At 74.3% G+C, this 12,308-nt stretch carries 12 protein-coding genes and 1 pseudogene; 4 read left to right on the forward strand and 9 right to left on the reverse strand.

All coding sequences use genetic code 11. The annotated features are described in order from the left end of the window. The 3 genes and pseudogenes from K6I34_RS19305 to K6I34_RS19315 all read right to left on the reverse strand — a co-directional run. Nucleotides 1-257, reverse strand: a pseudogene (locus K6I34_RS19305) (hypothetical protein); the annotation flags it as partial. 142 nt (nucleotides 258-399) lie between these two features. Continuing rightward, nucleotides 400-675, reverse strand: a complete 276-nt coding sequence (locus tag K6I34_RS19310) for a chaplin (protein WP_229327544.1) — start codon at nucleotides 673-675, stop codon at nucleotides 400-402. A 252-nt stretch (nucleotides 676-927) separates the two neighbouring features. Beyond that, nucleotides 928-1,839 carry a polyprenyl synthetase family protein gene (locus tag K6I34_RS19315; protein ID WP_229327545.1) on the reverse strand — a complete coding sequence of 304 codons (912 nt, stop codon included), beginning with the start codon at nucleotides 1,837-1,839 and terminating at the stop codon, nucleotides 928-930. Between the two features lie 467 nt (nucleotides 1,840-2,306). On the opposite strand from K6I34_RS19315, the gene K6I34_RS19320 reads away from it, so the two are divergent. The 4 genes from K6I34_RS19320 to crcB (K6I34_RS19335) all read left to right on the forward strand — a co-directional run bounded on the left by K6I34_RS19320 (nucleotide 2,307) and on the right by crcB (K6I34_RS19335) (nucleotide 5,029). Next, nucleotides 2,307-3,557 carry a styrene monooxygenase/indole monooxygenase family protein gene (locus K6I34_RS19320; protein WP_229327547.1) on the forward strand — a complete coding sequence of 417 codons (1,251 nt, stop codon included), beginning with the start codon at nucleotides 2,307-2,309 and terminating at the stop codon, nucleotides 3,555-3,557. A gap of 316 nt (nucleotides 3,558-3,873) precedes the next feature. Beyond that, entirely contained in the window at nucleotides 3,874-4,344 is a 471-nt protein-coding gene (gene crcB / locus K6I34_RS19325) for a fluoride efflux transporter CrcB (protein ID WP_229327548.1), read from the forward strand. Beyond that, nucleotides 4,341-4,676: a DUF190 domain-containing protein gene (locus K6I34_RS19330; protein WP_229327549.1), complete on the forward strand. Its 336-nt coding sequence runs from the start codon at nucleotides 4,341-4,343 to the stop codon at nucleotides 4,674-4,676. Before crcB (K6I34_RS19325) ends, K6I34_RS19330 begins: the two co-directional genes overlap by 4 nt. After that, nucleotides 4,673-5,029 carry a fluoride efflux transporter CrcB gene (crcB, locus tag K6I34_RS19335; RefSeq protein ID WP_229327550.1) on the forward strand — a complete coding sequence of 119 codons (357 nt, stop codon included), beginning with the start codon at nucleotides 4,673-4,675 and terminating at the stop codon, nucleotides 5,027-5,029. Before K6I34_RS19330 ends, crcB (K6I34_RS19335) begins: the two co-directional genes overlap by 4 nt. 6 nt (nucleotides 5,030-5,035) lie before the next feature. Here the strand turns inward: crcB (K6I34_RS19335) and K6I34_RS19340 are convergent, their stop codons facing one another. The 6 genes from K6I34_RS19340 to K6I34_RS19365 all read right to left on the reverse strand — a co-directional run bounded on the left by K6I34_RS19340 (nucleotide 5,036) and on the right by K6I34_RS19365 (nucleotide 12,245). Continuing rightward, on the reverse strand, nucleotides 5,036-5,929 hold the full coding sequence (locus tag K6I34_RS19340) for a LysR family transcriptional regulator (RefSeq protein ID WP_229327551.1): 894 nt from the start codon (nucleotides 5,927-5,929) through the stop codon (nucleotides 5,036-5,038). Between the two features lie 126 nt (nucleotides 5,930-6,055). Continuing rightward, nucleotides 6,056-7,693: a sigma-70 family RNA polymerase sigma factor gene (locus tag K6I34_RS19345; protein ID WP_229327552.1), complete on the reverse strand. Its 1,638-nt coding sequence runs from the start codon at nucleotides 7,691-7,693 to the stop codon at nucleotides 6,056-6,058. 138 nt (nucleotides 7,694-7,831) lie between these two features. Then, entirely contained in the window at nucleotides 7,832-8,005 is a 174-nt protein-coding gene (locus K6I34_RS19350; RefSeq protein ID WP_308294029.1) for a hypothetical protein, read from the reverse strand. Nucleotides 8,006-8,088: 83 nt separating this feature from the next. After that, nucleotides 8,089-8,448: a hypothetical protein gene (locus tag K6I34_RS19355; protein ID WP_229327554.1), complete on the reverse strand. Its 360-nt coding sequence runs from the start codon at nucleotides 8,446-8,448 to the stop codon at nucleotides 8,089-8,091. An 82-nt stretch (nucleotides 8,449-8,530) separates the two neighbouring features. Continuing rightward, a complete protein-coding gene (locus tag K6I34_RS19360) occupies nucleotides 8,531-10,678 on the reverse strand; it encodes an FUSC family protein (protein WP_229327555.1) in 2,148 nt (715 codons plus the stop codon). Between the two features lie 73 nt (nucleotides 10,679-10,751). Then, nucleotides 10,752-12,245 (reverse strand): CoA-acylating methylmalonate-semialdehyde dehydrogenase, encoded by a 1,494-nt coding sequence (locus tag K6I34_RS19365; RefSeq protein WP_229327556.1) that lies wholly within the window; start codon nucleotides 12,243-12,245, stop codon nucleotides 10,752-10,754. Nucleotides 12,246-12,308 lie beyond the last annotated feature (63 nt).

Genomic DNA, 12,308 nt, shown 5'->3' on the forward strand with positions numbered 1-12,308 from the left:
GTGAACTCGCGGGCGAACTCCGGGTCGTTCGCGGCCTCGTCGACCAGCGCGGCCGCGAGGGCGCGGCGGGCCTCGGGGTCGGAGGGGACCACGGGCGGGGCACCGGCGCGGCCCCGTCCCCGTGCCCTGCGGGTCAGCGACGCCAGGCGTTCCGCCATGCGCCGGCCGGCCTCGCTCGCGGCGCCGGACACCGCGTCGGAGGTGACCGAACCCACGGCGGGCAGCACCACGGCCATCGTGATCGTGAACGGATCCATCAGCGCCCTCCCCTGCTCCCCGGTCCGCTCACGCTATCGGGAAGATCCCGCCGGGGGGACGGGTTTCGACCGCCGGTACCGGCCCCCGTGCCGGGGCCCGGAGGCCCCGGCACGGGATCACACCTCGCGGCGCGGGGCGGGATTACCAGCCGCCGTGGTGCCCGTGCTCGTGCGACGAGCTGTTGACGCAGGTGTTGCCGGAGGCCCCGTTCAGCAGACCGATGATGTCGATGCTGTTGCCGCACAGGTTGATCGGCAGGTGGATCGGGACCTGGATGACGTCGCCCGAGATGATGCCGGGCGAGTGGGCGGCCACGCCGCGCGCGTCGGAGTCGGCCACGGCCACCCCGCTGGTGAGACCGGCGATCGCGGCGCCGAAGGTGGCGGTGAGGATCGCTGACTTGACGATTCGTGACATTGCGGAGACACCTTTGTTCGGTCGTTCTGTGGGAGGCACCCGACCGGTGACAGCCGGGGTGAGGATCAACGGCCGATAGTGACAAAGGTTTCGTACATGGAGCGGACGGGTGACACCCGACCTCCAGTGGCCTATCAGGACATCTACGACACACGGCCGGACGACTGAATCAGTCGTCCGGCCGCCTCGAGGACCGCCCCGTCACGTGCCCCATCACACGCCCCGCCACGCGCCCCGTCAGGGGGCACGGGGTCACCCTTTCCCGGTGGAAGAGGCCATCCGTACGGCGAACGCCCTGAGCTCCTGCGACCACCCCGTCGCCAGCCTGGTGGAGGTGGCGATCCGGGAGGCCCGCTCGACCAGCTCGCGGATGTGGCGCTCGGCGATGCCGCGCTCCTCACGCTCCAGGAGGATCTCCCGGAGCAGCTCCGCGTCCCAGTCGTACTCCGGCCCGCCGTCGAGGAAGCCGCGCAGCCGCCAGGCGGCGTGCAGGGCACGGGCGTAGGCGTCGTAGGTGACGTCGAGGTCCGGCCGCCCGGCCAGGGCGCCGCCCAGCCGGAGCGGGTGCCGCACCGCGTACCAGCCCGCGGTGCAGCCCCGGTCGCATCCCGATATGCACCGCCCGGGCCAGGGGTCGTCCAGGTACTCGGCGGTCATCGCCTCGTGGGCGTACGTGCCGACCGCCCGCTCCAGGCGCAGCTCGTCCCACAGCCGCCAGGCGGCCGTGGGCAGCCGGGCCGTGAGCCGGGACGCGAGGGAGTGGGCGAGGTCGCCCGCGAGCGTCGCGGTGGACTCGCCGAAGCGCCCCGCGTCGCCCGCCCAGCCGTTGCGCTCGTGCTCGGCGGCGCGGCTGATGTGGAGGGTGGGGATGCCGCGGCGCAGCGCGGCGTTGTCGCGGACATCGCTGCGGATCAGGGTGCAGGTGTCGAGCAGTTCGAGCGCGGCCGCCGCGTCGACGGCGTGGGCGGACGGCGGGCCCTCCGGGTCGCCGCCCGCCGCGAGGTAGCCGGTGAGCAGGATGACCGGGCGCACCCGGTCGACGCCCACCGCGACGAGCTCGGCGAGGGACTCGATCAGCCCGGCGCCCCGGGTGTCGGCGCTGCGCCAGCGCCGGTGCTCGTCATTGAGGAGGCTCCGCAGGCGTTCCTCGACGCGGTCGAGCATGCCGGCACGCTGAAGTCGGGGGGACACCTCCTGAGGCGCCGGCGAGCGCGGCAGCCTGGGTTGCGCTGTCATCGTGTGCCTCCCTGGATCGGTTCCGGCCTGTGGCAGGCAGGAACCGGCGGGTGCCCCGCCGCACCGGCGGAGCCTGACCGGCCAGAAGGCTTCCCACCGGAGCGCCCGGGAACCGGTGGTTTCCTGCCATACCGGAATGCGCCACCGGCCAGGCTTCCGGCCGGTGTCCGCCGTACGGGCCCGGTCGGCACCGGGTGCCCGGGTGGCTCATATTGGGCTGTTGCGCGATCACGGAAAGGGCGGCATCGGGCCACGCCCGCGGACCGGGCCGTCTGTACAGCTCCCCCGGTCACCGCTAGAACGGTCGGAAGGGGCGCCCGGACTCGACGGCTCGATGACTCGACAGCTCTACGGCTCTACGGCTCGGCAGCTCTACGGCTCGACGGGAGAGACCGATGCGCAGGATCGCGATCGTCGGCGCGGGACAGGCCGGGCTGCAGCTCGCCCTGGGGCTCCGGGAACACGGCTACGACGTCACCCTGCACGCGGCCCGCACGCCCGACGAGGTGCGCGGCGGCACGGTGCTCTCCACCCAGGTGATGTACGGCCCCGCCCACGCCCTGGAGCGCGCCGCCGGGCTCGCCCTGTGGGAGGCGGGCACCCCGGCGATGACGTCGCTGCGCGTCACCCCCACGGACCCTGCGGGCTCGCCCCGGCGCGGCTTCACCGCCCCGTTCGACGAGCCCGCGCACTCCGTCGACCAGCGGGTGAAGACGGCACGCTGGCTGGAACTGTTCGAGGAGCGGGGCGGCCGGACCGCCTACGGCACGGTCGGGCCGGAGCAGCTGGAGGGGATCGCCGGGGCGCACGACCTGACGGTGGTGTCGTCCGGCCGCGGCCCCCTGTCGGAGCTCTTCGGCCGGGACGAGCGGCACAGCCCGTACGACCGGCCGCAGCGGACGCTGGCCACCGTGTACGTGCACGGCGCGACGCCCCGGCCGGACGCGGACGGGCCACAGCTGCGCGCCACCTCCTTGGGCGGCCAGGGCGAGTTCTTCGCGCTGGAGGGCACGACGCTGGACGGGCCGTGCGGCATCCTGCTGTGGGAGGCCGTTCCCGGCGGGCCCCTCGACCGCTGGCAGGACCCGTCCCGGCCTCCGTCCCCGGACGATGTGCTCGGGCGGGGGCTCGACCTGCTGCGGACGCACGCCCCCTGGGAGTACGAGCTCTGCGCGGGCGCGCGCCCCACGGACGCGGGCGCCGCCCTCGTCGGGGCCGTCACCCCGGTCGTACGGCACCCCGTCGCGCGGGTCGCCCCCGACGTACACGTGCTGGGCATGGCCGACGCGGTGGTCGTCAACGACCCGGTGACCGGCCAGGGCGCCAACAGCGCGGCGCGGTGCGCCGACGGCTACCTCCGGGCGATCCTCGACCACGGCGAGAAACCCTTCGACCGGACGTGGATGCTGCGGACCTTCACGGCCTTCTGGGAACACGCGCGGCACGCGGTGTCCCTCACCAACCTCCTGCTGGGGTCGCCGCCGCCCGAGCATGTACGGCGGGTGCTGGCCGCGGCGGAGGAGCATCCGGAGGTGGCGCACCGCTATGCGAATGGCTTCGCCGATCCTGCGGGGTTCTGGGAGTGGATGCTGGATGCGGAGCGCTGCGCGGCGTATGTGGCGGCGGTGACGGGGCGAGCCGTCTGACGGCTCCCGTCCTGCCCCCGGGGCGGAGCCCCGGGACCCCGTACGCCTGTCGGGGTGCGTCTTGCGCTGCGCGCGCGGCTGCGGGGCCGCTGCGCTGCGCCTACCGGGCTGTGTCTTGCGCTCGGCGCGCGGGTGCGGGTCGGTGCGCGGCGCCTACCGGGGTGCCTCTTGCGCTGCGCGCGCGGCTGCGGGTGCGTTGTGGCTGGTCGCGCAGTTCCCCGCGCCCCTGACGAGGCGCGCCCTTGCCTCCTACCTCCCCCGGTTGTGCCCACCGGCCGCAACCGACCCCGGATCCCACCGGCGGTAGCCTGAGGGCATGAGCTCTTCACGGGCCGTCGCGGACAGCTCGCCCGTACGTACAGCCACTCCCCCTCGCCCCGCAGGGCAAGCGCAGTGGCCTGTTGTCTGTGCCGTGTCCCTCGGTGGTGGGGCCGGTGCTGCCGTGCGGTACGGGGCCGGGCTGCTGTGGCCCACCGCGGTCGGCGCGTTTCCCTGGACCACGTTCCTGATCAACACCGTCGGCTGCGCCCTCATCGGCGTCCTGCTCGTCGTGATCGCCGACCTCGCCGCGCCGCACCGCCTGCTGCGGCCGTTCCTCGGTACCGGGGTGCTGGGCGGCTTCACCACCTTCTCCACCTACGCGGTGGACGTCCGGCGCCTGGTGGACGACGGGCGTACGGCCGTCGCGCTCGCGTACCTGGCGGGCACGCTGGTCGCGGCGCTGGCCGCGGTGTGGGCGGCGGCGGCCGTCACGCGGCGGTGTCTGCGCGGGAGGCCGGCGCGATGAGCATCCGTCCGAACGCCCTGCGGCTGACCGTCGTCGTCGGCGAGTCCGACACCTGGCACCACCGGCCCCTGCACTCCGAGATCGTGCACCGCGCCCACGCGGCGGGCCTCGCGGGCGCGAGCGTCTTCCATGGCGTCGAGGGCTTCGGCGCCTCCTCCGTCGTGCACACCTCGCGGCTGCTCTCGCTCAGCGAGGACCTCCCGGTGGCCGTCGTGATCGTCGACGCCGAGGAGCGCGTACGGCCCTTCGCCGCGGAGGTCCGCGCGCTCGTCGGCTCCGGGCTCGTCCTCCTCGACGCCGTCGAGGTCGTACGGCCGGAGGCCACGGCGTGAACTGGTTCCTCGTCGTCGCCGGGGCCATGGCCGGCGCCCCGCTGCGCTACCTCACCGACCGCGCCGTGCAGTCACGGCACGACTCCGTCTTCCCGTGGGGCACGTTCGCCGTCAACGTGACGGGGTGTCTGATCCTCGGTCTCCTCACCGGCGCCGCCCTGCCGCAGCACTGGCAGCTCCTCCTGGGCACGGGCCTGTGCGGTGCCCTGACCACGTACTCGACGTTCTCGTACGAGACGCTCCGCCTGGCCGAGGAGGGCGCGGCGCTCCAGGCCGTGGCCAACGCGGCGGGGAGCGTGGTGTGCGGCCTGGGCGCGGCCTGGGCGGGTGTCGCTCTGGGCCAGGGCCTCTGACGGCCGTCAGTCCTCCGACGCGCCCAGGTGCTCCAGAAGCACCGTCCGCAGCTCGCGCGCGGCCCGCGGCGGGGCCACGTCCTTGCGGTGGGCCACCGCGATCGTCCGCCGCATCCGCGTGCCCTCGAACGGGGTGACCCGCAGGCCCGAGCGCGCGGCGACCATGCCGGGCACGACGGCGAGCCCGAGGCCCGCGCGGACGAAGCCGAGGACCGCGTCCATCTCGCCGCCCTCGACCGTGAAGGACGGTTCGAAGCCCGCCGCCCGGCACGCGGCGGTGGTGATCTCGCGCAGGTCGTAGCCCCGCCGGAACATCACCATCGGCCGGTCCGCGAGCTCCGTGACGCGGATGGTCCGCCGCCTGGTGGGGGGCGGTGACGAGGGGGCGGTGACGACGACGAGGTCCTCGCGCAGCACCTCGGTGGTGGCCAGGGCGGGCGCGCCCACGGCCAGCGGGGTGATGATCAGGGCGAGGTCGAGCCCGCCCGCGGCCAGGGTGCGGACGAGGTCCTGGGAGCCGCCCTCGTCGACGACGAGCTCGATGCCCGGGTAGCGCGCGTGGTAGGCGTGCAGCACGTCGGGCACGAGACTCGCGCACAGGCTGGGCGGCGCGCCCAGCCGCACCCGGCCGCGCCGCAGCTGGGCCACCTCCTGCACCTCGCGGCGCGCCGTGTCCATGTCGGCGAGGATCTGCCGGGCGAGGGGCAGCAGCACCTCACCCGCGTCGGTGAGGGTGATGTTGCCCCTCGCCCGGTGGAACAGCTCGACCCCCAGCTCCCGTTCGAGCGCGCGGATCTGCTGCGAGAGCGAGGGCTGTGCCACGTGCAGCGTGTCCGCGGCCCGGGTGAAGTGCCGGATCTCGGCGAGCACGGTGAAATAGCGGAGCTGCTGGAACTGCACCGCTGCATGGTAGGCGCTTCGGTGGTTTGCGGGGCGCCTACTGGGGTGCCGCTTGCGCTGCGCGCGCGGCTGCGGGCCGGTGGGGGCTTGTCGCGCAGTTCCCCGCGCCCCTTGCAGGGGCGCTTATCACCGTGCCCCGAACACCTGGGTCCAGCGCGGGCCGCCCGGGGCGTGGTTGACGCCTACGCCGATCTCCTTGAAGGAACAGTTGAGGATGTTCCTGCGGTGGCCGTCGCTGTGCATCCAGGAGTCCATGACCGAGGCCGGGTCCTGCTGGCCGTACGCGATGTTCTCGCCGTAGGTGCTCCAGCGGTACCCGGCGGCGGTGATGCGGTCGCCGGGGCCCTTGCCGTCGGGGTTGGTGTGGTCGAAGAAGTTCCGGGCGGCCATGTCGTCGGAGTGGCCCTGTGCCGCGCGGTCCAGGGTGCCGTTCTCGGTCACGGGCGAGCAGCCGGCCTTCGCCCGTTCGGCGTTGACCAGAGCCGTGACCTGGGCCCCGAGCGAGCCGCCGCCGGAGCCTGCGGGGGCCTTGGGGGCCTGCGGCCTGTCGGGGGCCGGGGCGTCCTTCTTCTCCGTCTCCGGGGTGGCGCCGCCGCTCTCCGACGCGGAGGCCGAGGCGGAGGCACTCGCCGACGGGGAGGCGGAGGACGAGGCCGAGGCGCTCGCGGAGGCGGACGGGGACGCGCTCGACGGCAGCGCGGAGGTGGAGGCGTCGAGGGCCTTCACCCGGGTGGGTATCTCGTCACCCGCGGCGACCGGCCGGTCCGTACGGTCCGGGGAGCCGCCGAAAAGGTACAGGCCGCCCAGCACGCCGCCCGCGACGACGGCGACGGCCACCGCACCGGCCGCGGCCCGCTTCGCGGTGCGGGGGCGGGCGGCGCGGTGGCCGTGCGAGCGGTGGCCCGAGGCCCCCGCGCGACGTCGCGCGGCGCGGCCCGCGGAAGCCGAAGCGGAAGCGGCCGTCGGCTCGGTGTTCAGTACCGCCCCGCCGCCCCACCAGTTGAGCAGCGCGCCCGCCACCGGTACGAGGCCGAGGCCCACCAGCAGCCGCTCCGCGGGCACCAGCGCCGACCAGGCGCCGCCGCACGCGGCGCAGTTCCGGGCGTGCCGGGCGATGCGCTTGCGCCACAGCGCGGAGGGGACGCCGTCCCAGGGGGCGACCAGCTCGGCGAGCTCGGGGCAGCGGGGCGCGGCGCCGAGGGCCCGTACGACACCGCGGGCGGTGTCCAGCTGCTCCTTGGTGCGCTGGACGCGGACGGCCGTGTGAGCGGGCGTCAGCTCCAGCGCGGCGGCGACCTCGGCGCGGGTCAGCTCGCCCGCCGTCTCCAGCCACCACAGGGAGAGCACGGTCTGCTCTCCCTCGTCGAGCCAGCGGGTGGCCTCGGCGACCTCGCGGCGCTGGCCCTGCAGGCCCAGCCGCACGATGGTCAGGTCGACGAAGTCCCCACGGGGGTCGGGGACCTCGCCGACTTCCTGCAGGCCGCTGAGGGGCGTCTCGGGGCGGCCCCGCCAGTGGCTCCGTATCTGGTTGGTCGTGATCGCGACGAGCCAGGACCGGAAGCGCTCGGGGTCACGGAGCTCGTCCAGGCCGTTGATGACCCGGAGCATGGTCTCCTGCACCACGTCGTCGACGTCCGCGTGCCCGTTGAGGGCCCGTCCGACGATGTTGTACACGAGCGGCAGGCAAGCGGAGACGAGCTCGTCCTGTGCCGCCGCGTCCCCGGCCCGCGCCGCCTCGACCACGGCCACGCTGTCACTCTTCACGCCGCGCCACCCCTTCTCGTTCCATCCGGTCCGACGTCGGTCCGACACACGGCCCGACACATAGGAGACGCGGGGCGACGCGAGGGATAACAGAAAACGGAGAGGAAAGAAGAAAACTTTTTCCCCGGACGTGTGCGGTCAGCCGTACCAGGTGATGGTGCAGACGCACACACGGCAGTGACGCGGAACGACCAGGAAGCTGAAGAAGCCGCGACCGCTGAGGAAGTCGAAGAACCGCACCCCGCCCTCCGGCTTGGGGGACCTGCCGACCTTCTCAGCGTCCCGCCCGAGCGCGGTGAGTTCGGTGGCCAAGCGCTCCACCTCGGCCACCACACCCGGTGGAAGGCCTGCCGACACATGCTCTTCGCTGGGGTCTTACTCCCAGGACCAAGCGGTCACAGACCGGCCTCTGCCTCTGCCTCTGCCTCCGCCAGGATCTGCCGGATCTCGGCCATCAGCTGCCGGGCCGCTTCCCGGCTCTCCGCGGCCTGCGCGGCGTCCTCCAGTTCGCGGAATCGGGCCGCACGCTCGGGGTGACGCTCGATGGCGACGAACACGGCCCAGTAGTGCACGAAGGTCCGGAGAGGGGCGAGGCTCTGGATCTGCTGTGCGTTGGTCGTGGCCTCGAACAGATGTCGAGTGAGATCGGGAACCCTGCTCGGGGCGATCCGGGCCACTGCTGCCCTGAGGGCGTCCGGAGTGAGCTCCGGCATGGGGATCAGTGGTCCGTACGGGCCGTCGAGCTGCGCGCTCACAGCAACCTCCGTTGCGGTCGAGGTGGTCCTGCCCGTCACAGTAACGTCACCGGCGGCGGCGCCGGAGGAAAAGCAAAGCGCCTCACGCCCGCCGCGCCGCCCTGTTGCGGCCGCCCGGGCCCGGGGAGAGGGCTTCCGCGAGTTCGTCGAGGGCGTCCATGAGGAGGTCGGCGCCGCGGACCGCCACGCCCTCGTCGCCGGTCTCGGCCTGCCAGGTGGTCAGGGCGGCGCGGGGGGCGGTCCAGTCGAGGGCGGTGCGGTCGCGGACGGCCAGGGCCGCGGCCGGGAGGGCGTCCTGGAGGGCGGTGGCGAAGGCGGCGGCGCCCTTGGAGGGTTCGGCGTCGCGGTCGGGGAGGTGAGCCTCCATCAGGAGGGTGGCGCGGCCGAGCGTGGTGAGGGCGGCCTCCGCCGCACGTTCCTTGGTACGGGAGATACCACGGTGGCGCACGGGCTCGGTGAGGGCGCGGGCGGCCGTGTCCTCCCAGGCCGTGCGGGCCGCCCGGGCGTCCAGCAGCGCCTCGCGCACACGCCGCGCACGCCGTTCGGCGGGGTCGCCGAAGGCGGCGAGCACGGCCACCGCGTAGCGGCCGTTGGCGGTCAGCCAGTCGGCGAGGCGGTCGCGCAGCCGGGGCGTCTCCCAGGCGGGGAAGAGCGCGTACGCGGCCATCGCCAGCAGCCCGCCCAGCAGGGTCAGCGCCACCCGCGCCTGGACGGTCTGCGTCCAGCCCTCGCCCGCGATGCCCAGCAGGAAGACGACGTAGGCGGCGATGCACACGGACACGACGCCGTAGCCGGTGTTCAGCAGGAGGTACATCAGCCCCAGGCACAGCACGGCCAGGCCCGCGTTCACCCACGGCCCCGGGTGCGTGAACGCGACCAGGCCCCCGGCGATCAGCACGCCGACGACCGTCCCGGCGAAGCGCGCGATGCCCCGCGCGTACGTCTGCCCGAAGTCGGGCCGCATCACCATCACGGAGGTCATCGGCGCCCAGTAGCCGTGCCCGAGCGGCAGCGCGGTGCCCAGGACGTAGCCGATCAGCACCACCACGGACACGCGCACCGCGTGCCGCCCGACCGGCGAGGACCACCGCGCCTCGCGGCGCAGCGCGCGCAGCGCCACCGGCACGAGGCGGGGCACGGAGGGCCGCAGCAGGTGCTTGTGCTCCGTCCCATTGCGCTTCGTCCCATTGCGCTCCGTCCCGGCGCGCTCCGTCCCGGCGGGAGCGGGCGGAGGGCTCGTGTGCACCGGTTCGTCGGTGGCCTCCACGGCGTCGCCGAGCAGCGCGATCAGCCGGTACGCGGAGCGCCGGGCGGGCCCCTTGAGCATCGGTCCCGACGCGGGGACCTGAAGGGTCTCGACCGCCTCGGGCGGCAGCCGCACCGGCTTGCCGCGGCGGATCGCGCGGGCGACCGCGTCCAGCACGGACGCCGCGGCGCCCAGCAGATCGCGGGCCCGGTCGCGTTCGGGCCCCTCGGGGGCCGCGCCCAGCACCGGGTCGGCGATCGAGGCGAGCACCGGCCGGATGCGTTCGGCGACCCCGCGCGGCCCGCCGAGCTGGCGGGGCCGGTTGCGGGCCTGGCGCGGGGTCAGCTCGGCGGCCTCGCGCGCGTCCATGAGCGGCTGCGGGTCGAAGGGGGCCACGGGGTCGTGCCGCAGTCTTCGCGCGTAGTCCGCCTCCGCGGCCAGCGCGTCGGCGAGCGCGTCGCGCTGCGCGCCCCACGGGCGGATGGGCAGCAGGACGATGAGCGCGGCCTGGACGAGTCCGCCGAGCGCGATGAGCCCGGCGTGCTGGAGCGCGCCGAGCACCGACGTCGGCAGGGTGACCGTGACCAGCATGACGGCGATGGTCTGCGTGGCCACCAGGCCGGACACCGGCCCGACCGCCCAGGCCATCCCGGCCAGCAGGGTCCACACCGTCAGCAGCGTGGCGAACAGGACGTGGTCGGCGGCGGCGAGGTAGCCCAGGAACGTGCTGACGCCGAGTCCGGCCGCCACCGCGAGCGCCAGCACCGGGCGCGGCCGCCAGCTCCGCTGGAACGTCGCCAGGCCCGCGGCGAACGCGCCGAACGCCGACGAGACGGCCATCGCGGGCGAGCCGAGCCACAGCAGCGGCCCGACCACGATCGCGACCCCGGCCGCGCCGCGGAGGGCGACGAGCGGGGTCAGCTCGGCGCGCTCCACGGTCAGGCCGGTCCTTACGGACTCCCTCAGCGCGCTCGACCAGGTCATACCTTGAGCTTACGATCAACGCCCCGCGTGCCCGTACATCCGTACGACGGACGCACGGGGCGGTCGCCGCACGTCAGCGGTGGCTGGGGAAGCCCAGGTCGACGGCGCTCTCCGCCGGGTCCGGCCAGCGTGTCGTGACGACCTTGCCGCGGGTGTAGAAGGCCACGCCGTCGTTGCCGTAGATGTGGAGGTCGCCGAAGAGGGAGTCCTTCCAGCCGCCGAAGGAGTGGTAGCCGACCGGCACCGGGATGGGCACGTTCACGCCGACCATGCCCGCGTGCACCTCCAGCTGGAAGCGGCGGGCCGCGCCGCCGTCGCGGGTGAAGATCGCGGTGCCGTTGCCCCAGGGCGAGGAGTTGATGATGTCCAGGCCCTCCTCGTAGGAGTCGGCGCGCAGCACGCACAGCACCGGGCCGAAGATCTCGTCGCGGTAGGCGTCCATGTGGGTGGCGACCTCGTCGAGGAGGGAGAGGCCGATCCAGTGGCCCTGCTCGTAGCCCTCGACGGTGAAGCCGGTGCCGTCCATGACGACGCGCGCGCCCTGGGCGGCGGCGCCCTCGACGTAGGAGGCGACCTTGTCGCGGTGGGCACGGGTGATGAGCGGGCCCATCTCGGAGGCCGGGTCGTCACCGGGCCCGATCTTGATCTTCGCGGCGCGGTCGGCGATCTTCCGGACGAGCTCGTCGCCGGTGGCGCCGACGGCGACGACCGCGGAGACGGCCATGCAGCGCTCGCCCGCGGAGCCGTACGCGGCCGAGACGGCGGCGTCCGCGGCAGCGTCGAGGTCGGCGTCGGGCAGCACGAGCATGTGGTTCTTGGCGCCGCCGAGCGCCTGGACGCGCTTGCCGTGGGAGGTGGCCACGGCGTGGATGTGCCGGGCGACCGGGGTGGAGCCGACGAAGGACACGGCCGCGACGTCGGGGTGCGTGAGCAGCCGGTCGACGGCGACCTTGTCACCGTGGACGACGTTGAGGACGCCCGCGGGCAGCCCGGCCTCCGCGGCCAGCTCGGCGAGCAGGAGCGCGGGGGACGGGTCCTTCTCGCTGGGCTTGAGGACGAACGTGTTGCCGCAGGCGATGGCGAGCGGGAACATCCACATCGGCACCATGGCCGGGAAGTTGAAGGGCGTGATGCCCGCGACGACGCCGAGCGGCTGCCGGATCGCGGCGACGTCCACGCCGCCGGAGACCTGGGTGGACAGCTCGCCCTTGAGCTGGGTGGTGATCCCGCAGGCCAGCTCGACGATCTCCAGCCCGCGGGCGACCTCGCCGAGCGCGTCCGAGTGCACCTTGCCGTGCTCGGCGGTGATCAGCCGGGCGAGCTCCTCGCGCCGCGCGTCGAGCAGCGCGCGATAACGGAAGAGGACCGCGGTGCGGGTGGCGAGCGAGGAGGTGCTCCAGGTGGCGTAGGCGTCCTTCGCGGCGGCGACCGCGGCGTCCACCTCCTCGACGGAGGCGAAGGCGACGCGCGTGGTCTGCTCCCCGGTGGCCGGGTCGGTGACCGGCCCGTACACGCCGGACGCGCCTTCGGCGGCCTTGCCACCGATCCAGTGGTTGACGGTCTTCATCTGCGAGAGCCCTTCTGGAACGGGGGTCGGGGGCTGCGCCCCGTCTTTCTGGCACGGGGGGTC

Origin of the sequence: Streptomyces sp. UNOC14_S4, from assembly GCF_020740835.1 — a bacterium.
In the GTDB taxonomy this organism is placed as follows: domain Bacteria; phylum Actinomycetota; class Actinomycetes; order Streptomycetales; family Streptomycetaceae; genus Streptomyces.

Bases quoted from the DNA above. Each gene is read 5' to 3' on its own strand.
- K6I34_RS19310 (WP_229327544.1), bottom strand. From the start codon at position 675: ATGTCACGAATCGTCAAGTCAGCGATCCTCACCGCCACCTTCGGCGCC.
- K6I34_RS19315 (WP_229327545.1), bottom strand. From the start codon at position 1,839: ATGCTCGACCGCGTCGAGGAACGCCTGCGGAGCCTCCTCAATGACGAG.
- K6I34_RS19320 (WP_229327547.1), top strand. From the start codon at position 2,307: ATGCGCAGGATCGCGATCGTCGGCGCGGGACAGGCCGGGCTGCAGCTC.
- crcB (WP_229327548.1), top strand. From the start codon at position 3,874: ATGAGCTCTTCACGGGCCGTCGCGGACAGCTCGCCCGTACGTACAGCC.
- K6I34_RS19330 (WP_229327549.1), top strand. From the start codon at position 4,341: ATGAGCATCCGTCCGAACGCCCTGCGGCTGACCGTCGTCGTCGGCGAG.
- K6I34_RS19360 (WP_229327555.1), bottom strand. From the start codon at position 10,678: ATGACCTGGTCGAGCGCGCTGAGGGAGTCCGTAAGGACCGGCCTGACC.
- K6I34_RS19365 (WP_229327556.1), bottom strand. From the start codon at position 12,245: ATGAAGACCGTCAACCACTGGATCGGTGGCAAGGCCGCCGAAGGCGCG.